Annotated in this window: 20 protein-coding genes; 15 read left to right on the top strand and 5 right to left on the bottom strand. The window is 69.5% G+C overall.

Annotated features, from left to right (window positions below; translation table 11 throughout):
* Positions 1 to 2: 2 nt before the first annotated feature.
* Positions 3 to 1,286: an Nramp family divalent metal transporter gene (locus tag P2P98_RS01940; RefSeq protein ID WP_275796662.1), complete on the bottom strand. Its 1,284-nt coding sequence runs from the start codon at positions 1,284 to 1,286 to the stop codon at positions 3 to 5.
* Between the two features lie 135 nt (positions 1,287 to 1,421).
* Between P2P98_RS01940 and P2P98_RS01935 the strand changes: the two genes are divergently transcribed.
* From P2P98_RS01935 to P2P98_RS01915, 5 genes are all read left to right on the top strand, one after another.
* On the top strand, positions 1,422 to 2,054 hold the full coding sequence (locus P2P98_RS01935; RefSeq protein ID WP_275796660.1) for an NAD(P)H-binding protein: 633 nt from the start codon (positions 1,422 to 1,424) through the stop codon (positions 2,052 to 2,054).
* Entirely contained in the window at positions 2,051 to 3,292 is a 1,242-nt protein-coding gene (locus P2P98_RS01930) for a low temperature requirement protein A (RefSeq protein ID WP_275796658.1), read from the top strand. Before P2P98_RS01935 ends, P2P98_RS01930 begins: the two co-directional genes overlap by 4 nt.
* Before the next feature lie 7 nt (positions 3,293 to 3,299).
* Complete coding sequence (locus P2P98_RS01925) at positions 3,300 to 3,851, top strand: TetR/AcrR family transcriptional regulator (RefSeq protein ID WP_275796656.1); 552 nt, start codon at positions 3,300 to 3,302, stop codon at positions 3,849 to 3,851.
* Between the two features lie 9 nt (positions 3,852 to 3,860).
* On the top strand, positions 3,861 to 4,502 hold the full coding sequence (locus P2P98_RS01920) for a TrmH family RNA methyltransferase (RefSeq protein WP_275796654.1): 642 nt from the start codon (positions 3,861 to 3,863) through the stop codon (positions 4,500 to 4,502).
* A 257-nt stretch (positions 4,503 to 4,759) separates the two neighbouring features.
* Entirely contained in the window at positions 4,760 to 6,004 is a 1,245-nt protein-coding gene (locus tag P2P98_RS01915; protein ID WP_275796652.1) for an acyl-CoA dehydrogenase family protein, read from the top strand.
* A gap of 22 nt (positions 6,005 to 6,026) precedes the next feature.
* Here P2P98_RS01915 and P2P98_RS01910 read toward each other — a convergent pair whose 3' ends face one another.
* On the bottom strand, positions 6,027 to 7,355 hold the full coding sequence (locus P2P98_RS01910; protein ID WP_275796650.1) for an MATE family efflux transporter: 1,329 nt from the start codon (positions 7,353 to 7,355) through the stop codon (positions 6,027 to 6,029).
* Positions 7,356 to 7,494: 139 nt separating this feature from the next.
* Here P2P98_RS01910 and P2P98_RS01905 point away from each other — a divergent pair, with 139 nt between their 5' ends.
* From P2P98_RS01905 to P2P98_RS01875, 7 genes are all read left to right on the top strand, one after another.
* Positions 7,495 to 9,471, top strand: a complete 1,977-nt coding sequence (locus P2P98_RS01905) for a M13-type metalloendopeptidase (RefSeq protein WP_275796648.1) — start codon at positions 7,495 to 7,497, stop codon at positions 9,469 to 9,471.
* Positions 9,472 to 9,519: 48 nt separating this feature from the next.
* Positions 9,520 to 10,482, top strand: a complete 963-nt coding sequence (locus tag P2P98_RS01900; RefSeq protein WP_275796702.1) for a serine hydrolase — start codon at positions 9,520 to 9,522, stop codon at positions 10,480 to 10,482.
* A gap of 241 nt (positions 10,483 to 10,723) precedes the next feature.
* Positions 10,724 to 12,097 (top strand): ABC transporter substrate-binding protein, encoded by a 1,374-nt coding sequence (locus P2P98_RS01895; protein WP_275796646.1) that lies wholly within the window; start codon positions 10,724 to 10,726, stop codon positions 12,095 to 12,097.
* A gap of 75 nt (positions 12,098 to 12,172) precedes the next feature.
* On the top strand, positions 12,173 to 13,048 hold the full coding sequence (locus tag P2P98_RS01890; protein WP_275796644.1) for a sugar ABC transporter permease: 876 nt from the start codon (positions 12,173 to 12,175) through the stop codon (positions 13,046 to 13,048).
* Positions 13,035 to 13,940, top strand: coding sequence for a carbohydrate ABC transporter permease (locus P2P98_RS01885; protein WP_275796643.1), 906 nt, complete (start codon positions 13,035 to 13,037; stop codon positions 13,938 to 13,940). Before P2P98_RS01890 ends, P2P98_RS01885 begins: the two co-directional genes overlap by 14 nt.
* Positions 13,941 to 13,971: 31 nt before the next feature.
* Complete coding sequence (locus P2P98_RS01880; protein ID WP_275796642.1) at positions 13,972 to 15,132, top strand: mandelate racemase/muconate lactonizing enzyme family protein; 1,161 nt, start codon at positions 13,972 to 13,974, stop codon at positions 15,130 to 15,132.
* A gap of 10 nt (positions 15,133 to 15,142) precedes the next feature.
* Positions 15,143 to 15,898 (top strand): FadR/GntR family transcriptional regulator, encoded by a 756-nt coding sequence (locus P2P98_RS01875; RefSeq protein ID WP_275796640.1) that lies wholly within the window; start codon positions 15,143 to 15,145, stop codon positions 15,896 to 15,898.
* Positions 15,899 to 16,030: 132 nt separating this feature from the next.
* Here P2P98_RS01875 and purU read toward each other — a convergent pair whose 3' ends face one another.
* Together purU and P2P98_RS01865 are read right to left on the bottom strand one after the other, a co-directional pair.
* Positions 16,031 to 16,912, bottom strand: a complete 882-nt coding sequence (purU, locus tag P2P98_RS01870) for a formyltetrahydrofolate deformylase (RefSeq protein ID WP_275796638.1) — start codon at positions 16,910 to 16,912, stop codon at positions 16,031 to 16,033.
* A gap of 128 nt (positions 16,913 to 17,040) precedes the next feature.
* On the bottom strand, positions 17,041 to 18,135 hold the full coding sequence (locus P2P98_RS01865; RefSeq protein ID WP_275796636.1) for a zinc-binding alcohol dehydrogenase family protein: 1,095 nt from the start codon (positions 18,133 to 18,135) through the stop codon (positions 17,041 to 17,043).
* A 105-nt stretch (positions 18,136 to 18,240) separates the two neighbouring features.
* On the opposite strand from P2P98_RS01865, the gene P2P98_RS01860 reads away from it, so the two are divergent.
* The gene (locus P2P98_RS01860; protein WP_275796634.1) at positions 18,241 to 18,813 is read left to right on the top strand and encodes a TetR family transcriptional regulator; all 573 of its coding nucleotides are present in this window, start codon (positions 18,241 to 18,243) and stop codon (positions 18,811 to 18,813) included.
* Positions 18,814 to 18,898: 85 nt separating this feature from the next.
* Complete coding sequence (locus P2P98_RS01855; protein WP_275796632.1) at positions 18,899 to 20,227, top strand: MFS transporter; 1,329 nt, start codon at positions 18,899 to 18,901, stop codon at positions 20,225 to 20,227.
* 4 nt (positions 20,228 to 20,231) lie between these two features.
* On the opposite strand, the gene P2P98_RS01850 is transcribed toward P2P98_RS01855, so the two are convergent.
* Positions 20,232 to 20,636, bottom strand: a complete 405-nt coding sequence (locus P2P98_RS01850; protein WP_275796630.1) for an MFS transporter permease — start codon at positions 20,634 to 20,636, stop codon at positions 20,232 to 20,234.
* Between the two features lie 232 nt (positions 20,637 to 20,868).
* Here P2P98_RS01850 and P2P98_RS01845 point away from each other — a divergent pair.
* Positions 20,869 to 21,338, top strand: a 470-nt coding sequence (locus P2P98_RS01845; protein ID WP_275796628.1) for a GNAT family N-acetyltransferase, incomplete at its 3' end; no start/stop codon positions are given.

Here is a 21,338-nt window from a genome sequence, read left to right as displayed (position 1 = left end):
GCCTATCCGCCGGTGAGGACGAGCCACAGGAGGACGGCATTCAAGGCGATGAGGAAGACGGCGGCGACGATCCCGGCCGCGGTCGTGATCTCGCGGTTGCGATAGTCGCCGAGGAGGTCGCGTCGGGCCGTCAGGGCGACGAGCGGAACGAGGGCGAACGGGATGCCGAACGACAACACCACCTGACTCAGCACCAGCGCGAGCGTCGGGTCGACGCCAACCGAGAGGATCACCAGGGCCGGGACGAGCGTCACGAGGCGACGCGCCACCAGCGGGACGCTCACGCGCAGGAGGCCGTGCATGATCTCCGCTCCGGCGTAGGCGCCGACCGAGGTCGAGGCCAGGCCGCTGGCGAGGAGGCCGACCGCGAACATCGTCGCAACGACCGGGCCGAGGCCGTCGCGCAGAGCCGCGTACGCGCCCTCGAGACTATCGGTGCCCTCCACCCCGGCGAGGTTCGCCGCGGCCAGCAGCAGGATCGCGAGGTTCACGGTCCCGGCGACGGCCAGGGCGATCGTGACGTCCCAGCGCGTGGCGCGCAGCAGTCGCCGGGTCGAGATCCCGCGGGCATCCTCGAGGCCCGCCGCCTCGGTCGGTGCGTCCGGTGCGAAGCGGTCACGGCTGAGCGCCGAGTGCGCGTAGATCGCGTGCGGCATGATCGTCGCGCCGAGGATCGACGCGGCCAGCAGCACCGAGTTCGTCCCCTCGAATCGCGGCACCAAGCCGGCGACGACGCCGCCCGCGTCGGGAGGAGCGAAGAAGAGGCCGAAGGTGAAGCCGATCGCGATCATCACCAGCAGGCCGATCAGCACGGTCTCGAACGCACGGGCGCCGCGGCGCGACTGCACGACGAGCAGGAGCATCGAGACGACGCCCGTGATCGCCCCTCCCCAGACGAGGGGGATGCCGAACAGCAGGTGCAGAGCCACGGCACCGCCGATCACCTCGGCGACATCCGTGGCCATCGCCACGAGTTCGGCTTGGAGCCAGTACGCGCGCCGCGCCCAGCGGCGGTCGAGTCGGCGCCCCAGGATCTGCGGGAGGCTCTCGCCCGTGACGATGCCGAGCTTGGCCGACAGGTACTGGATGAGCCAGGCCATCACGTTGCCGAGCACGACGACCCACACGAGCAGGTAGCCGAAGCTCGCCCCCGCGGTCATGTTGCTGGCGACGTTGCCGGGGTCGAGGTAGGCCACGCCGGCGACCATGGCGGGTCCGAGGAGCCACGCGACGCGTCGCGGAGCAGGACGGCGATCAGTCGGTGCGGCCTCCGTCGTTTTCGGCATACCGAAAAATGTAGTGCATTTTTCGGTATGCCGAAAAGTATCGGTACGTGTCTTAGGTAACACCCTGTTACTCTTCACCGCGCGCGTCGCCAAGGCGCGCCCCACGACGCCGCGCGGCGGCGGATAGGAGGACGAATGACGCCCCATGCCTTGATCATCGGCGCCACGGGCCCGATGGGCCGCGCGGTGCTGGCGCGGGCCGACGCGCTCTCGCTTCGCGTTCGCGCGTTGGCCCGTCGGCCAGGCGCGCTCGCGGGGGTGACCGACGACGTAGTCGCGGGTGATGTGATGGATGTCGAAACCATCGTCGCCGCGCTCGACGGCATCGACGCCGTGATCAGCGTCTTGGGCTCGCGTCCCCGCGCCTCGGATGCGCACCTACTTGAGAACGGCACCCGGAACGTCGTCCACGCCATGCGGGAGCGCGGGGTTCGCCGTCTCCTCTGCGTTACCGGAATGGGGGCGGGCGACAGCTGGGGCCACGGCCCGCTCTGGTACGACGCGCTCGTGCGTCCGACCATCTTGCGTTCGGTCTACGCGGACAAGAATCGTCAGGAAGCCGTCGTGCGGGAGTCGCGGACCTCGTGGACTCTGGTGCGTCCGGCGGTGCTGGTGAACACCCCTCAACCCCGGCTTGTCCTGGCCAAGTCTCGTCTCGCTCCGCGCGAGCGCATGGGGCCGCTCACGCGAACCGATGTCGCGTGCTTTCTCGTGTCCGAGTTGCTCGAGCCCGCGTACGTCGGTCAGACCGTACACCTGTTCACGTGAGCGGGCACAACGACCCCGGCGTCGCGCGGCATCCGCGCCGGGGCACGCCGGCGCTCACGGAGCAGCGGCTCCGGAGGTTCGGCATCCATCCTCTCCGCCCCCGCGACGCCGCGGAGCCGCACCGCACCGCGAGCGCGCTCGAGTTGCTGTTCGACCTCGTGTTCGTCGTCGCGGTGTCCTTCGCCGCATCGACGCTGCACGAGCTCGAGCAGGACGGGCGCGCTGGGCAGGGGACGCTGAGCTACCTGATCGTCTTCGCCGCCATCTGGTGGGCTTGGATGACCTTCACGTGGTTCGCGACGGCGTTCGACACCGACGACTGGCTCTACCGGGTTGCCACGCTCGTCCAGATGGGCGGGGCCCTCGTGATCGCGGCCGGGGTCGTGCCGGCGATGACCGAGGGTGACATCACGCTCCTCGTCGTGGGGTACCTCGTGATGCGTCTCGTCGCCATCCCGCAATGGCTTCGGGTCGCCGTGCAGAATCCCGAGTACCGCGTCACGGCGCTCCGCTACGCCGCGGGGATCGCTGTGGTGCAGTCATGCTGGCTCCTCCTGCTGGGCCTCGGCGCGACGTCCGTGGGGACGTGGGTGGTGCTCCCGGTGCTGGCGCTCGAGTTCGCCGTGCCCCCGTTCGCTGAACGCGCGCGCCCGACGCCGTGGCATCCGCATCACGTCGCCGAACGTTTCGGACTGTTCACGCTCATCCTTCTCGGCGAGTCGATCCTCGCTTCGGCCACCGCGATCATCGCCGCCCTCGGCGACACCGAGCACCTCGCCGGGTTGATCGTCGTCGCGATCTCGGGCCTGATCGTGGTGGCCGCGATGTGGTGGGTGTACTTCGCTCGCCCGATGCACACCCGTCTGTCGAACGGCCTCGGACGCGCAATGGTGTTCGGCTACTTTCACTACGTGATCTTCGCCGCCGCCGGAGCGGTCTCGGCCGGGATCGAGGTGGCGGTGGGCACGCTCGAGCACGGTGCCCACGCCGACCCGTTGATGCTGCGCTGCACCCTGGTCGTCCCGGTGGCTGCGTTCTTCCTGGGGGTGTGGTGGCTGGCGCTGCGCCCGACCCTCCGTGCGCGTTCGAACGTGCTCATCGTCGCGTTGTGCGCGATCATGGGGACGAGCGCGTTCTTCGAGGCCTCCGTCATCGAACTGGCCGTCTGCGCGGCTGCGATCGTCGTCGTCGTCGAGAGGGGGAACACGCAGCCACCGGAGTCCGCCCCCGAGAGATGAGCCCCACATGGACGACGCGCGCGTCCGGCGCACACGCGAGAGGGTGTTCGCCGCCGTCCGTGCGCTGCTTGCGGACGGGGCGGCGGAGCAGCTGACCGTCTCGCGCATCGCGGAGGTCGCCGGCGTCGCGAGGAAGACCGTCTACGCGCACTGGCCGTCGGTACCGGCGATCGTGGCCGACGTGCTGCTCGCCGAGCACGCGGTACCCGACCCCGTCGGCCCCGGTGACGATGTCGTCGAGGCGGTGACCGCGTTCCTCCGCGGGGTGCGGGAGGCCTTCACCGACCCGGCCGTCCGCGCCGCGATGGCGTACCTCATCGCCTCGGCGCCCACCGACGACATGGCGGCCGGGGCGCTGCGCTCCGCGGCAGCCCGGCGTTCCGCCGACCTCGCCCGCATCGTCGGCAGCGAGCACGCCGAGCGGCTGCTCATCGAGCTGACCGGGCCGGTGTTCTTCTCGCAGTTCGTGATGCAGACACCGGCATCGGACGCCGTCATCGAGACGATGGCGGCTCGTGTGACCCCCGGCGACACCGGAGCCGGCGGGGCTGCTCGATAGCCTGAACCGGTGGATCATCCCGACGACGCCTCTGCGCCCGTGCCCACGCCGCCGGTCCCGACCCACGGCGTCGGTCCCTGGCCGGGGGAGTGGCCCGACGATCCGCGCTACGACCCGGAGCTCCTCGCCGAGGGCGACCGTCGCAACGTCGTCGACGAGTACCGCTACTGGTCGATGGAGGCGATCGTCGCGGACCTCGACGCGAAGCGGCATCCGTTCCACGTCGCGATCGAGAACTGGCAGCACGACCTCAACATCGGCTCGATCGTCCGCAGCGCGAACGCCTTCCTCGCGGCCGAGGTCCACATCATCGGCAAGCGCCGCTGGAATCGACGCGGCGCGATGGTGACCGACCGCTACCAGCACGTGCGTCACCACGAGGACGTCGATGCGTTCACCACGTGGGCGCGGGATGCCGGACTCCCCGTGATCGCGATCGACAACGTCGACGGATCGGTTCCCGTCGACCGTGCCGACCTCCCGGAGGCCTGCGTGCTGCTCTTCGGGCAGGAGGGGCCGGGGCTTTCTGCCGAGGCGCTGGCCGCGGCATCCGCCGTCGTCGAGATCACCCAGTACGGGTCGACCCGCTCGATCAACGCGGCTTCGGCCGCCGCCGTCGTCATGTACGAGTGGTGTCGCCGCTGGGCGTGACGCGTCCGTGTGGCGCCCAGCGTGTGCCGCCCAGCGCGTGACGCTCAGCGCGTGACGCTCAGCGTGTGACGACGTCCCGACACCTGGGGTCTTTGTCGGTAACAGTCTTCCGCGGGACGGTTGACGGCTGTTGACTGTCGTCGCGACGATGCGGCGAGGCGGATGCGTCCCGCCGCGCTTCTCGCAGACCTGCTCTTCTCCGGTGGCAGCCGGGGTGGAGCGCGCCGATCGAATCACACACCTGGGAAGGAACGATCATGACGATCACGGATTCAACGACGACAGGCCTCGCGGACCGCTGGCGGGACGCAACCACTCCCGACACTAGCGCCGGGTGGATCGAGCGGGCTCGTGAGGTGGCCGACATCCTCGCGGTGGATGCCGTCGAGCGCGACCGCGCCAACGCCACCCCGCGCGCCGAGGTCGATCTGCTCAAGGCGTCCGGCCTGGTCACCCTGCTCGGACCCCGCGAGCACGGCGGTGCCGGCGAGAGCTGGGACACGGCCTACAAGGTCATCCGCGCGGTGGCCCGCGGCGACGGCTCGATCGGACAGCTCCTGGGCTACCACTACCTGTGGGCGTGGGCGGCCCGGCTGGTGGCGACCGACGCGCAGATCGCCGCGGTCGAGGAGCTGTACACCACGAACACGTACTTCTTCGGTGGTGCGGTGAACCCTCGCGACTCCGACCTCACGATCCGCGAAGAGGGCGACGAGCTCGTCTTCTCGGGGCGCAAGTCGTTCTCCACCGGCGGCAGCGTCGCCGACCTCACCGTGCTGGAGGGTGTGCTCGAGGGCACGGACACGCACGTCTTCGCGATCGTGCCGACCGCGCAAGAGGGCATCGTCTTCGCGGGCGACTGGGACAACCTGGGCCAGCGTCTGACCGAATCGGGCTCGGTTGAGATCCGCGACGTGCGCGTGCCCTGGTCGGATGCCGCCGGCTTCGTCGACAAGCAGTTCCAGCCGCTCGTCTACAACACCCTCAACGTGCCGGCGATCCAGCTCGTCTTCGCCAACTTCTACCTCGGCATCGCCCAGGGCGCCCTCGAGACCGCCTCGGCCTACACGCGCGAGCGCACCCGGCCGTGGCCCTACGGAGGCGACGACAAGCAGCGCGCGACGGAGGAGTGGTACCTGCTCGAGGGCTACGGGACGCTGCAGTCGAAACTCTGGGCCGACGAAGCGCTGCTCGACGCGGTGGGTGCCGAGATCAGCGCCGTGCTGCACGCCCCGCGCGAAGAGCTGACCGAGCGGCACCGTGGCGAGATCGCGGTGCGCATCGCCGCGGGCAAGCTCCGCATCGTCGACGATGGCCTCGAAGTGGCATCCAAGATCTTCGAGCTGACCGGTGCGCGCGCCACGGCCAACTCCGTGGGCCTCGACATCTTCTGGCGGAACCTCCGCACGCACAGCCTGCACGACCCGATCGCCTACAAGAAGCGAGAGGTCGGCGAGTACGTGCTGCTGAACCAGATTCCGGTTCCCACCTGGTACACGTGAGCAGTCGGCGGCGGGCGGTTGGTCAGTCGCCCGCCGTCGTCCATGCGTGTCCGCGCACGCGGAGACCGAGCGTGACGACCCGGGCGAGCAGGTAGACACCGAAGAACGCGGCCGACAGCCACGCGAGACCCGCCGCGCCTCCGCCTGCCCACAGGGCGACCGCCGCGAGGGCCGGCGTGTACGGGACGAGGTTGAGCACGCCCGCGAGTGCGAGGTACCGCGCGTCTCCGGCGCCGATGAGCACGCCGTCGAGCACGAACACGACCGCCGCGAGCGGTTGCGCGGCGGCGAGCACGAGCAGCGCCGGCTGAATCAGCGCGCCGACCGCGGGGTCGCCGGTGAACACGATCCCGACCACGCCGGACGCGGCGGCGATCAGGATGCCGACCGCGACGCCGAACCACACTCCCCACGCGACCGTGCGCTGCAGCACGCGGCGCACGGTCGCGAGGTGACCGGCCCCGAGACCCGCACCGATCAGGGCTTGAGCGGCGATGGCCAGGGCGTCGAGAGCGAAGGCCGCCGTGGAGAAGATCGTGAACGCGATCTGCCACCCCGCGAGCTCGGCCGATCCCAGCTGCGTGGCGACGGCGACCGTCGCGAGGAAGGCCGCGCGCAGGCTCAGCGTGCGCAGGAACAGCCACCCGCCCGAGCGTGCGGTGCCACCGAGGCCGGAGCGCTCCGGACGGAGGGATGCCGTGTGCCGGCGCGCGAGCCGGCCCACCACGACCACGTACGCACCGACCATCGCCCATTGCGCGATCACGGTACCCACCGCCGAACCCGCGATCCCCCAGCCGAATCCATAGATGAAGACGGCGTTGAGAGCCGCGTTGGCCGCGAACCCGACGCCCGCGATCCACAGCGGGGTCACGGTGTTCTGCAGCCCCCGCAACAGGCCCGTCGCCGCGAAGACGATGAGCATCGCGGGGAGGCCCCACATCGAGATCGACAGGTAGACGCGGGCGTTCTCGGCGACGTCGGGAGCGGCGCCGAAGGCATCGACGACCGCCGGGGTGGACCACACGCCGGCGAGGGCCAGGACGGCACCCAGAGTGAGCGCGATCCACATGCCGTCGATCCCGACCGAGACCGCGCGCCCGACCTCGCCGGCCCCGAAGCGTCGCGCCACCGCGGGTGTGGTGGAGTACGCGAGGAACACCATCAGGCCGACGATGGTGTGCAGAACCGCCCCGGCGATCCCGAGCCCCGCGAGCGGGGCGACGCCGAGGTGCCCGACCATGGCTGCGTCGACGATGAGGAAGAGCGGCTCGGCGATGAGCGCGCCGAGCGCCGGGATGGCCAGCCGGAGGATCGACCGGTTGAGCGTCTCGGGCGGTCGCGTGGTCACGCGTCGAGCCTATGGCGACCCACCGACATCGCGCCGGGCGGGGCGTGGGCGCAAGGGCGCGCGCAGCCGCACGCGCCACGGGCGAGGCAATGTCGGCGTCCCCAGCCCGCACCGAACAACGGGGATTTATCCTGGCTGAATGACCGAGACCCCCCGTTCCGGCCTCGCGCTCGACGAACTGAGCGACGAGATCCGCCCGCAGGACGACCTGTTCCGCCACGTCAACGGCCGCTGGCTCGAGCGCACCGAGATCCCCGAAGACAAGGCGCGCTGGGGCGCCTTCCACCTCATCGCCGAGCAGGCCGAGAAAGACGTCCGCGCGATCGTGGAGGAGTCGCAGCAGGCCGAACCGGGCACCGAGGCCCGCAAGATCGGCGACCTGTTCGCGAGCTTCATGGACACCGCCCGCATCGACGAGCTCGGCCGGACGCCGATCGAGGAGCAGCTGCGTCGGGTCGACGAGGTGCACGACGTCGCCGGTCTCCTGCGGCTCACGGGCGAGTTCGAGCGCGAGGGCATGAGCGGTCTGATCGCCCTCTTCGTCGAGCCCGACCCGGGCGACCCGACGCGGTACGTCCCCGTCCTCTACCAGGGCGGCCTCTCGATGCCCGACGAGAGCTACTACCGTCTCGACAACTTCGCCGACACGCGCGACGCCTACCGCGCGCACATCGAGCGCATCCTCGACCTCGCGGGCGTGGCCGATGCGGCCGATGACGCCGCGCGGGTTCTCGCCCTCGAGACCGAGATCGCGACCCACCACTGGTCGCGCGAAGACAGCCGCGACGCGGTCAAGACCTACAACCTGAAGTCGTGGGACGACACCGTCGCGCTCGCCGGCATCGACCTTGCGACGTGGCGGGCGGGGGTCGCCCCCGGCCACGAGGACGCGCTCGCCGAGGTCGTCGTCTACCAGCCGAGCTTCGTCGAGTCCCTCGGCGCCCTGCTCGTCGCGGAGCGCCTCGACGACTGGAAGGCCTGGCTGCGCTTCAAGGTCGTGCACTCCGCGGCGGCGTTCCTGCCCGATGCCTTCGTCGCCGAGAACTTCTCGTTCTACGGCACCCAGCTCACGGGTGTTCCCGTGAACCGCGAGCGGTGGAAGCGCGGCGTGAGCCTCGCGGAGGCCGCTCTGGGCGAGGCGATCGGCAAGGTCTACGTCGAACGGCACTTCCCGCCGGCAGCGAAGGAGGCCATGGACGGTCTCGTCGCGCACCTCATCGAGGCCTACCGTCGCTCGATCCGCTCGCTCGAGTGGATGACCGCCGAAACGCGCGAGCGCGCGCTCGCGAAGCTCGACGCCTTCACGCCGAAGATCGGCTACCCCGTGCGCTGGAAGGACTACGGCGACCTCGAGATCTCCGCCGACGACCTCATCGGAAACGTCCGCCGGGCCAACGTCTGGGAGCACGACCGGCAGCTCGCGAAGGTCGGCCAGCCGATCGACCGTGACGAGTGGCACATGACGCCGCAGACGGTGAACGCCTACTACAACCCGTTGATGAACGAGATCGTCTTCCCCGCGGCGATCCTGCAGTACCCGTTCTTCGACGCCGACCGCGATTCGGCCGCCAACTTCGGCGGGATCGGTGCCGTGATCGGTCACGAGATCGGCCACGGCTTCGACGACCAGGGCAGCCGCTTCGACGGCGACGGATCGCTGCGCGACTGGTGGACGGATGCCGATCGCGCCGCGTTCGAGGAGCGAACCAAGGCCCTGATCGCCCAGTACGACGCGCTCGTGCCCGAGGGGCTGTCCGAGGAGCACCACGTCAACGGCGCCCTCACGATCGGTGAGAACATCGGCGACCTGGGCGGACTCGGCATCGCGATCTCGGCTTACCGGCTCTCGCTCGAAGCCGAGGGGCAGCACCCCGAAGGTCCGGTCGTGGACGGGCTCAGTGGCATCCAGCGTCTTCTTCTCAGCTGGGCGCAGGTGTGGCAGCAGAAGGGCCGGGATGCCGAGACCATCCGCCTCCTCACGATCGATCCGCACTCGCCCAACGAGTTCCGCTGCAATCAGATCGTGCGTAACATCGATGCTTTCTACGAGGCGTTCGAGGTGACCGAGGGCGACGCTCTCTGGCTCGACGCAGACCAGCGCGTCACCATTTGGTGAGGCGGAGTTTGTTGCTCTTCTGACCCGGAAGGAGCCACGCTCGTGGGCATGCCCCCGGTTCCCGAGCCCGCCACCCCCGAGCCCCTCGGCGGGGCCGTCGAGTCGTCGCGACGCGACGCGCCCGCTCTCCGGGGTGCCGGGAGGAAAGGGCCGAAGCGGCTTCCGCGCCGTGCGGCTGCCGGACGACGCTCGTTCACCGCGACGCTGCGCGCGCTCGACGAGCTCGCCGCATCCGGTGCGCGCGTCTCGGTGCGCATCGACGAGCTGGACGGCGGGGCGCAGGTGCTCGGGGGCGACGATTTCCTGACACTGCCGGTCGGGGGGCTCGGCGTCGTCCCGCTCCTCATCGAGGTCGCGGCATCCATCGAGGCGGGCACGATCGACGCGCTCGAGATCATCGACCGCTCGACCGTGCACGGCGCCGCTGTCGGCGGCATGTGGCAGCATCTCAAGGCCCCCGCGCTGCCGATCGCCGACGTCGCGGTGCTCGCCGCCTCGGCCGGCGACGCGCTCGCGGTCAACGCGCTCCTGCAGCGCGTGGGTCTGCAGGCCGTGCGCGCGCGGTCGGAGCAGCTGGGGATGCGCCGGACGGCGCTCCTCGACCGCTTCCGCGACGACCGCGGCCCCGACGACGCTCCGCACGTCGCGCTCTCGACCGCCCGTGAGATGGCGGAGCTGTTCGCCGGTCTCGTGAACTCGGCGGTGGTCTCACCGGGCGTCAGTGCCCAGGTCGCGGAGTGGCTGAGTCTGAACCACGACCTGTCGCTCGTGGCATCCGCCACCGGTCTCGATCCGTTCGCGCACGAGAACGACCAGCACGGGCTGCTGTTCATCAACAAGACGGGTCGGGCAGCCGGGGTGCGGGCCGAGGCGGGAGTGCTCGGCGGTCCCCGCGCGGGAGTCGCGTACGCGCTCATCGTCAACTTCGACGACCTCTCGATCTCGCACCGGCTGCGCGCGCACGACGCGTTCCGCGTGCTCGGCGTCGAGCTGATGGAGTACGTGTACTGACCCTCAGGCGGCGCGGATGCTCCAGACGCTCCGCGAGCACGCCGCGATGGTGGTCGCGACGACGATGACCGTCGCGGCATAGGTGGCAGTTCCCGCGGAGGTCGGACGACTTCCCCGAATCACGCAGCTCACGCGCGCTCTTGATCACGGATTCATCTCGCCTCTTGCGCAAACATATGACGTATGCCCTATGCTGGCATCCGGTCATCCGACCTCGTCGAAGAAGACAGGAGCTTCCGCAATGACGCAGCATGTTTCTCGCGCTCATCGTCGCCTCGCCCTCGTGGGTGGAGTCGCCGTAGCGTCCGCCCTCGCGCTTTCCGCGTGCAGCCCGAGCACCGGTGGTGGCGGAGGCGACTCTGACTCCCAGTACGGCTTCACCGCGGCAGAGCAGGACGCGTCGAGCGCCATCACCGTTTGGGTCGACTCGTCTCGCGAGCCCCTCGCCCAGGCGTTCGAGAAGGCGAACCCCGACGTCAAGATCAACATCGAGACCTACGACGGCGGCGCCGGCGGCTCGGGCTCGTTCCAGCAGAAGATCGCCCTCTTCGACCAGTCCGGTGAGGGCTGGCCCGACGTCGTCTTCTCCACCCAGCAGAACGACACCGCGTGGGCCTCGAAGGAGAACAACGGACAGCAGGCGTTCGCCGCCCCGCTGAACAAGGGCTTCTTCGATCAGAGCTTCCTCGACGGCTTCACCAAGGGCGCGCTCGGCCCCATGACCGTCGACGACACCGTTTACGGCCTCCGCAACGACCTCGCGCCGGTGCTGTTCTGGTACAACAAGCCGCTCTTCGACCAGTTCGGCTACACCATTCCCACGACGTGGGAAGAGTACAAGGCCCTCAGCGACAAGGTGGCTGCCGAGCACCCCGGATACATCCTCGGTTCGGTGGGAGACTCGTTCCAGGCCCCCTACGTGTACTACTGGGGTGCCGAGGCTCCGATCTTCCAGGTCGAGGGCAACACGTTCAGCTCGGACTTCTCTGCGCCGAACTCCGAGAAGGCCACCGACCTCATCGACCACATGCTCGCCAACGGCACCCTCGTGACCGACAGCGTGTTCGGTAACGACTTCGTCGCCAAGTACTCCGACAAGCTCCTCGGAATCCCCGGCCCCGCGTGGTACGCCGGTGCGCTGTTCGACAACGAGAAGAGCCTGAACGCCGCTCCCGGCACCATCGGTGCCGGCGCTCCGCTCACGTGGTCCGACGGCGACAAGGTCACCGGAAACGTCGGCGGTGGCGTCTGGTACGCGTCGAGCCACTCGAAGAACCTCGAGGCCGTCAAGACCTTCCTCACCTACGTCACCAGCTCGGACGACGCCGTCAAGCTCGCGTCGGGCCTGCCGGCCTACCAGTCGGCCGCAGATGCGTGGCTGAAGGAACAGGCCGCCCAGGGCTTCTTCACGGGCGATCTCGAGTCCAGCATCTCGACCGCAGCCAGCTCGGTCTGGCAGGGCTGGGGCTACCCCAGCTTCAGCATCGAGGCCGCCTACTCGAAGGTGGCGCTGCCGGTGATCTCCGCGGGTAAGCCTCTCTCGGACGCCACGCAGGCGTGGCAGACCGAGATGGACAACCAGGCGCAGGTCCAGGGCTACGACGTCAAGAAGTAACCCGAACACCATCCTGGGCTGGCCGCATTCGTCCGCGGATGCGGCCAGCCCTTCCCCCTGAGAACGGAAAAGACCATGCTCTCCCTCCGTCGAGCTCAATCGACCTTCGGCTACCTGATGGTCAGCGGATACGTCGTCCTGCTCCTGGCGTTCGGCATCTTGCCGACCCTCTATGCCGCATACCTGGCGTTCACCAAGGACGGAGCCTTCGTCGGCTTCGACAACTTCCTCAAAGCGGTTCAGGACTACCGTTTCCTCCCCGCCGTCGGCCACGTCGCCGCGTTCATCGCGATCTGGCTGACGAGCCTCATCATCATCGTCGTGTTCCTCGCGGTGATCGTCCACGCGATCCGCGTGCGCTGGCTGTCATCCGCGTCGCGGTTCATCTTCTACATCCCGGGCGCCCTCGCCGGGGCGTCAAGCGTGCTGCTCTGGCTCTTCATGCTCGACCCGACGGTGAGCCCGGTCAGCGGACTCCTCCGTGCAATGGGCTTCAACACCTTCGTCGACGTCGTCGGCAACGAGGGCAATCTCCCGGTGGTCTTCACCGTCATCGCCTTCTGGGCCGGTGCCGGTGGATGGATCGTCATCATGTACGGCGCCCTGAACAACATCAACGTCGAGGTCATGGAGGCCGCCCGCATCGACGGTGCCGGCCCGATCGCCACCGCCTGGTACATCCAGATCCCGCTGCTGCGGAAGTGGATCGCGTACATGGCCGTCATGTCGCTGGCCGCCGGCACGCAGCTCTTCGTCGAGCCCCGCGTGCTGTCGCAGGCGAGCAAGGGCGTCGTGGGCCTCGACTACTCCCTCAACCAGGTCGCCTACCTCTACGCCTTCCGTCAGAACGACTTCAACGGCTCCGCGGCCATCTCGCTGATGCTCCTGGTCGTCGCCGCCGGCCTTGCGGCCTTCTTCGTCTTCCGAGGAGGACTCTTTGAACGCGACTAAGTCGACCGCGACCAAGCGCGCCCTGACCCCCGCAGCGTTTCTGGGGCGGGCCTTCGTCACCGTCATCATCCTGTTCTTCGTCTTCGTCTTCGGGATGCCGATCGTCTGGCTGCTGCTGGCGCCGACGAAGTCCTCCACCGAGCTGACCGGTCAGCCGCCGTTCTCGTTCGGCTCGTTCGCCACGATCGCCGACAACTGGTCGCGGCTGAGCGAGTTCCAGAACGGCATCATCTGGCAGTGGACGGGCAACGCCGCGCTCTACACGGGCGTGGCTCTGGTGATCACCCTCGTCGTCACGATCCCCGCCGGCTACGCCCTCGCGATGACGAGGTTCCGCTTCCGCGGTGTCCTGCTGATCCTGACGCTCGTGGTCATGCTCATCCCGAACACGGCGCTCGTGCTCCCGGTGTTCCTCGAGATGAGTGCGCTCAAGCTCGTCGGAACGCCGTGGGCCGTCATCCTGCCGTTCTCGTTCTTCCCGTTCGGGGTGTACCTCACGTACATCTACTTCACGACGAGCGTGTCGCAGGACCTCCTGAACGCGGCGCGCATCGACGGTGCGAGCGAGCTGCGGGTCTTCCGTTCGGTGGCCCTCCCGCTCGCGACCCCCGTGATCGCGCTGGTGGGTTTCTTCAACCTCGTCGGCAACTGGAACAACTACTTCCTCCCCTTCGTCATGGAGCCCGGTCGCAAAGCCCCCATCCAGGTCGGACTCGCCGAGCTGTTGTCCAACGTGCCGTTGTTCAACCCCACCTCATCGGCATCCGTCACTCTCGATCTGCCGGTGATGGCGCTCGCCACGCTCGTCTCCATCGCGCCGATCCTCATCGTGTTCCTGTTCTCGCAGCGATTCCTCGTCGAAGGAATGACTGCGGGCGGAACGAAGGAATGACCCCGGTCGCCGGGGTGGAAGAGGTCCAGTCATGAAGATCACGGGATACCGCCTGATCAACACCACACTCGATTGGGGGCGGCCGGTCGGCGATGTCAACGGGTTCATCGCCTCGGGCATCACCGCTCTCCCGATCGTCATCGTCGAGACCGACGAGGGCATCGAGGGTGTCGGTATGGGGATGCACGATGGCATCCCCCAGCTCTTCGAGGCCGTCGAAGGCGAGGATCCGCGCGCGACGTCGTGGCTCTACGACCGCATGATCGCCCGCATGTTCAAGAACGGTCACGCCGGTGGTGTCTTCGGAGGCATCGGTGCGCTGGACAGCGCGTTCTGGGACATCAAGGCGAAAGCGCTGGGTGAGCCGCTGTGGCGCCTGCTCGGTGGACGGGACCGGTACATCCCGGGCTACGCCTCGGGTCTCGACATCGCCCTGGACTCCGCGGGTCTCACCGAGTTCTACTCGTTCATGCGCGACCGCGGCTTCACCGCCGCCAAGCTCAAGGGCGGGCGCAACGTCCGTCACGACGCCGAGCGTCTCGCCCTCGTGCGCGACGTGCTGGGTGAGGCCACCGATGAGCCGCTCGTCATGCTCGACGCGAACGAGTCGTGGAATGTCCCGCAGGCTGCACGTTACATTCAGCACCTCGAGCAGAACGTCGAGATCGCGTGGGTCGAGGAGCCGTTGCGACGCTGGGATGCCAGCGGTCTCCGTCGCCTGCGTGACACCATCTCGCCGGCGATCGCGACGGGCGAGAACCTGACCGGCCTCGAGCAGTACCGTCAGCTCTTCGACGCGGAGGCCGTCGACATCGTCCAGGCGGCGGCGGTGTGGGGGGTCACCCATTCGCTGCGCGTGGCCGTCGCCGCGCACGCGCGGGACCTGCCGGTCAGCCCGATCGGGATGACCTCCAACCCGTCGACGATGGCCGTGGCCACGGCGATCCCCAACCACCTGCTGACCGAGGTCACCACCCCGCAGATGCCGGCGGGGGTGACCGTCGACTACGACGTCGCGGACGGAGGGCTCGTGCTCGGAGACCGCCCGGGCGGCGGGATCTCGATCGACGAGTCGGTCCACGACGGAGCGGCCGACTTCGTGTGGGGCGGGGAAGGCGGTCCCCACGTGCGCGATGGTCGGACGGGGCTCGAACTCGGCGTGCGCCGGAGCGTGGGGCGACGGGCGGAGTAGAGTGCTCTCCATGCTTCCCGCCTCCGATCCCCGTTCCGGGGCTCCGAGGCGCGGGCAGATCGATCGCATCGGCTCGCGCGTGCTCGAAGAGCTGGTCGAGCTGATCGTCACGGGAAGCATCGCAGACGGTGAGTACCTCCCGCCCGAACAAGCCCTGTGCGACGAGTTCGGCGTCAGCCGGACCGTGATCCGGGAATGCATCAAGCGCATCCAGGAGAAGGGCCTCGTCGAGGTCGCGCAGGGCCGCGGCACACGGGTTCGGCACTTCAACGACTGGAACGTCCTCGATCCGCTCGTCTTCGACTCCCTCGTGCGTCATGACGAGTCGCTCGGTGTGCTCGACGAGGTCAGCGTGGTGCGCGCAGCGCTCGAGGGCGTGATGGCGAGCGAGGTCGCGGCCACCGGAAGCGCCGAGTCGCACGAGCAGATCCGGGTCCACCTGCACGACATGCGTCGCCTGCAGCACGACAACCCCGCTTTCCTGCGCGCTGACATGCAGTTCCACCTCTCGATGATGTCCGCGTCGAAGAACCGGATCGCGGCGACCATCGCGCGGTCCTTCTTCGTTCGTCCGCTGCAGAGCGCCCGGTGGGACGGCAACAACCCGGCCGACGCCATCCCGCGCACACTGGCCGAGCACGAGCGCGTCTTCGAGGCGATCGAGGCCGGGAACGCGGTCGCTGCGCGCGTCGCGATGGAGGAGCACATCCTCGGGTCGTGGCGTCGTCGACGTCTCCCCGACGGCGTGCACCACCTCAGCCCCTGACGGACGCTGCCTCAAAGCGCCGCGAGACTGCAGCCCGCTGACATCTCCGCTGCAGCGTGCGGGGGAGATGTCAGCGCGATGCAGTCTCGGCGAGCTGGCGGGGGTGCGGGCGCGGGCGCGGGCGCGGGCGCGTCAGAAGACGATCGTGTGGTTGCCGTGGCGGATGACGCGGTCTTCCGCGTGCCACAGCACCGCGCGCGACAGCACCTGGCGCTCCACGTCGGCTCCTCGGCGCGCGAGCTCGGCGGCGGAGTCGGCGTGCGTGACGCGCACGGTGTCCTGCTCGATGATCGGACCCTCGTCGAGGTCGCTCGTCACGTAGTGCGAGGTGGCGCCGATGAGCTTGACCCCGCGCTCCTTGGCCTTCTTGTACGGCTCGGCACCGATGAAGGCCGGGAGGAACGAGTGGTGGATGTTGATCACCGGCACCCCGATCTTGTCGAGGAACTCGGGCGACAGGATCTGCATGTAGCGCGCGAGCACGACGAAGTCGACGTTGCCGACCAGCAGCTCGAGGATGCGGGCCTCGGATGCCGACTTGTCGGGGCCGGGCGTGGAGGGCACGTGGAAGAACGGGACGCCGAACGAGCGCACGTCTTCGGCCGCGGTGGTGTGGTTCGACACGACCATCGGGATGCTCACGGGGAGGTCGCCGCGGCGGTGACGCCACAGCAGGTCGAGCAGGCAGTGGTCCTGCTTCGACGCCAGGATCGCCATGCGCTTCGGCGTGGAGAGGTCGGTGAGCGTCCACTCCAGCTCGAAGCCGTCGCCGAGGGTCTCGGCGAGGTCTGCCTCGATCTCGGGGAAGGCGGCGGCGAGGTTCGGACGGAAGAAGACGACGCGCTGGAAGTACGCGCCCCCGCGCGGGTCGTCGGAGTACTGGTCGAAGGCGACGATGTTGCCGCCCTGGCGGGCGATGAGCGCCGACACCGCGGCGATGATGCCGGGGGTGTCGCTGCCGTGGACGATGAGGCACGCGTGATCGGGCTGCAGGTGGGGGCTCGCGGAGACCATCGGACCATTCTGCCGTGCCGTGGTGGTCTCGGCGGACACATGGTGCGTCGGTTCGGGGCGTTGTCCGTGGTCCGGGGGCCACGGCCCTTGCTCCGACCGGGCTGCCATGGCATCCCGCGGCGCAGTGATCAGAGTCGGACCACGATCTTGCGCGCCGAAACGCCCGCTCGCTGCCGGTCGAGGGCGTCCTGGATGGCCGTGAGTCCCGTGCCGACGACCATCGGCTCGGGGAGCGCGCGCAGGCGCCCGTCGGCCAGGAGCTGGGGCAGCACCTCGCCCCAGAGCCGCGGCCCGAGGTCGTCGTCGCGCAGGCTGCTTCCCCAGACGAAAGCGGCCCGGATGCCACGGCGTCGCGCGCGGAGCATCGATCGCACGGTCGCCAGCCCGATGCGCGAGAAGACCGGGATCATCGCCGGGAACAGGCGGCGACGGCCGACGAGGCCGGCGAGCGAGTACGGGGTGCTGGCCAGGGCGAGCCGGGTGCCCCCGGTGCGCGCGAGGATGTCGGTGCACGGATCGGCTGAGCCGGCACCGAGCGCGATGGCGCCGACCACGGGGCGTGACCCGATGGCTGCGACGAGGTCGTCGACCGCCGTGGAGGAGTGGTGGTCGACGACGGCGTCCGCCCCGAGTGACCGCACGAGGTCGGCGTTGCGCGGCGAAGCAGTGCTGACGACGTCGTAGCCGGCAGCGCGCGCGAGCTGGACGGCGCTCATCCCGACGCTGGTCGAGCCGCCCCAGACCACCACCACGCCGGCACCGCCTCCCGCGGTCTCGGCGGAAGGGGTGGGGAGCCCCAGATGGGCGGGCTGGAACAGCGCACAGGCCGCGGTCGAGACGGCCAGGGGGAGGACCGCGGCCTCCTCGTCGGAGAGGGACGTCGGCATCGGCGTCGTCAGCCGCTCGCTCAACACGGTGGCATCCTGGAACGCGCCCTCGCGGAGCGGGTCGCGCCCGCGGTCGGTGCCGGTGGCGAGGCCGAAGACCCGCTGTCCGACGCGGAACCGCGTGACGTTCGCGCCCGTCGCGAGGACTTCCCCGGCGACGTCGGAGCCGAGGACGGCCGGGGTGCGCAGCCACCGGTAGGTGACCCGGCTGGTGCCCTGGATCACCCAGTCGACGGGATTGATCGCGACAGCCCGCACCCGGACGAGGACCTCGTCGGGGGCGGGCGTCGGGGTGGGCAGGGTCGTCTTGGTCAGACGGGCGCGGGGTGCGGGCATGATCGCCGCAGCGTGGGTGGACATCGGGGCCTTTCCGCAGTGATGACACGAAGTGTCTTCACTATAGACCTGATGACACCAAGTGACATCACCTATGCTCGAGACATGGCGAGATGGGCTCCGGACACCAGGGAGAGGCTCCGCGTCGCCGCACTGGAGCTCTTCGAGGAGCGGGGCTTCGGCGTGACGACCGTTCCCGACATCGTCGAGCGCGCCGGAGTGACGCGGCGGACCTTCTTCCGCCATTTCAGCGACAAGCGCGAGGTGTTCTTCGGCGACGACGAGATCCCGGGCCTGGCGACGGCGATGTTGGCCGCCGCTCCGGCCGGGGTGGCCCCGTTCTCGATCGCCTGGACGGGGCTGCGTGCGCTCGCCGCAGAGAGGTTCGAGCCGCGGCGCGACCAGATGGCGGCATCGCGTCGCATCATCGAGGCCGAGCCTGCTCTGCGGGAACGCGATCTGCAGAAGCAGGCCGACCTGCGCGAGGCGATCCGCGCGGGGTGCGCCGCGCGCGGCGCCGATCCGCTCACGTCCCGCGTCGTGGCGGGTCTCACCGTCGACCTGTTGCAGACCGCTCTCGAGCGCTGGCTTGAGGATGAGAACCGGATGCCGTTGACCCGCCACCTCGAAGAGGTCCGACAGCGCATGTCCGACGTGCTCGGCGACCTCCCCTCCTGACCGCTTCGGCGGCGCCGTGTCGCGACGTGGCCACCGCAGCGCCACCCCACGACCGGATGTCGGTGCGCGCGGATAGCCTGGAACGGTGACCGAAACCCTGCGCCTCGACCGCCCCGGGTGGCGCACGTGGCTGCTGTGGGGGATCGGGCTGCTCGCCTACGTCGTGTCGATCGTCAACCGCACCTCGCTGTCGGCGGTGGGGGTCGACGCGGCGACCCGTTTCCACGCCGACGCGTCGGCGCTGTCGATGTTCGCCGTCATCCAGCTCTTCGTCTACGGCGCGATGCAGATCCCGGTCGGCCTGCTCCTCGATCGCTTCGGTGCTCGCCCGATCATCGCGATCGGCATGCTGCTGATGGCGGCCGGCCAGCTCGTCATGGCGTTCGCCGATGCGGTGGGGATCGGCATCCTGGCCCGCGTGCTCATCGGCGCGGGCGACGCGGCGATCTTCCCCAGTGTGCTGCGCGTGATCGCGACCTGGTTCCCGGCCCAGAGGGCACCCCTGCTGGTGCAGCTGACCGGAATCATCGGGCAGTTCGGGCAGATCATCGCCGTCGTGCCGCTCGCCGCCCTCCTGCACGCGACGAGCTGGAGCGTCGCGTTCGGCAGCGTCGCCGGGCTCGGTGTGCTCTTCGGGGTGCTGACGTACCTGATCATCCGCAACCGCCCGCCCGAACGGCGTTCCGATCCGGTCGACACGTCGGTCGACACGCAGACGGGTGCGATCCGCGTCGTGAAGTCCTCCGCCGACCTGCGTCAGGGGTTCCGCGAGTCGTGGGCGCACCCGGGCACGCGCCTCGGCTTCTGGTCGCACTTCGCCACGCCGTTCGCGGGCACCGCGTTCATGCTGCTGTGGGGCTTCCCCTTCCTCACCGCGGGTGAGGGGCTCGCGCCGGCCACCGCGTCGCTCATCATGACGACGCTCGTGTTCTTCGGCATCCTGTGCGGACCGGTGATCGGCGCGCTGTCGAGCCGCCACCCGACGCGGCGCTCGCGCTGGCTCGTCCTGCCCACGGTGGTGTTCCAGGCCGCGGTGTGGATCGTCGTCATCGGCTGGCCGGGGCCCGCACCGGTGTGGCTGCTGATCGTGCTGATGTTCGCGCTGTCGACCGGCGGTCCCGCGTCGATGATCGCGTTCGATCACGCCCGCACGTTCACCCCGAGCCACCGGCTCAGCACCGCGACGGGCATCGTGAACGGCGGCGGGTTCCTCGCGGCGCTCCTCGCGATCCTCTTCATCGGTATCGCGATGGACGTGCAGGGCGCCGGGACCCCCGACACCTACTCTCTGGATGCCTTCCGCTGGGCGTTCCTCATGCAGGTACCGCTCTGGCTCGTGGGCGGGATCGCGATCGCCGTCGAGCGCGGGCGCACCATCCGCCACGTGGGCGGGATCGACAAGCTGCCCCGCTGACGGCTCACGCGCCGCCGGTCAGCCGACCCCACAGCTCGCCGATGAGCGGAGCGACGTCGGAGGCCCGCTCCGCCGATCCGGATGCCACGGCGACGAGCGGGAACACCGTCACGGCCAGCGCGACGAGAACGGCGAGCACCACCCACACGATCGCGACGACCATGCGACGGCGGGTGAGCGCGAGAAGAAGGAGTCCCGCCGTGACCACGGCGCCGATCAGCGTCACGAGGGTCACGGTCAGCGCCGGGAAGGGGACGAGGCCCGCGGTCGATGCGGTGGTTCCGGCGAGGAACCCGACCAGCGGCAGGAAGAGCCCCAGCGCGATCAGGACGACGATCCCCGCGCCGATCGCCGTCGCGACGAAGACGCCCCGCGGTCGGCGGGCGGTGGTGATGCGTCCGGCTCTCATCGTCTCGTCCTTTCGTCGAGTCCGCGCGGTGCGGCGTCACAGGGAGGACGAGTCGACCCGGCCTTTCGTCACGCGGCGGGGTGATCGGGCTCTCCAGGCCCCGGTGCGGCATCCCTTGTCCCACTTATGGCCGGTTGAGGCGCCCTGAGGTGGCGAAATCTGGGACACGAACCGTCAGAAGGGGGACGAGGGTGAGCGGCGCAGCGCCGTCGCCGGATGCCAGACTCGGGGCATGAGCGAGATCGACATCCGTCCCCTCGAGACGGTCGAGGGCATCCACGAGGCGTCGCGCGTGTTCGACGCGGTGTGGGTCGGAGACCGGGCGACGATGCCGGCGAACATCCTGCGGGCGCTCGAGCACTCCGGCAACTACGTCGTCGGGCTCTTCGACGGGGAGCGCATGATCGGCGCCTCCGCGGCCTTCTTCGGCCCTCCCGCCGAGCGGTCGATGCACTCGCACATCACCGGCGTGCTCCCCGGCTACCAGGGCCGCGGTCTCGGCCGACAGCTGAAGAACCACCAGCGCGAGTGGGCGCTGGGGCGGGGGATCGGGCACATCACCTGGACTTTCGACCCGCTCATCGCGCGTAACGCGCACTTCAACCTCGCCGTGCTCGGCACGCGCGTGACCGACTACCTCGTCAACCAGTACGGCGAGATGCCCGACGACGTGAACCGCGGGGACGAGTCCGATCGCCTCAT

Origin of the sequence: Microbacterium sp. Kw_RZR3 (genome assembly GCF_029222405.1) — a bacterium.
GTDB lineage: Bacteria > Actinomycetota > Actinomycetes > Actinomycetales > Microbacteriaceae > Microbacterium.
This window is presented reverse-complemented; position numbering and strand designations above follow the sequence as displayed.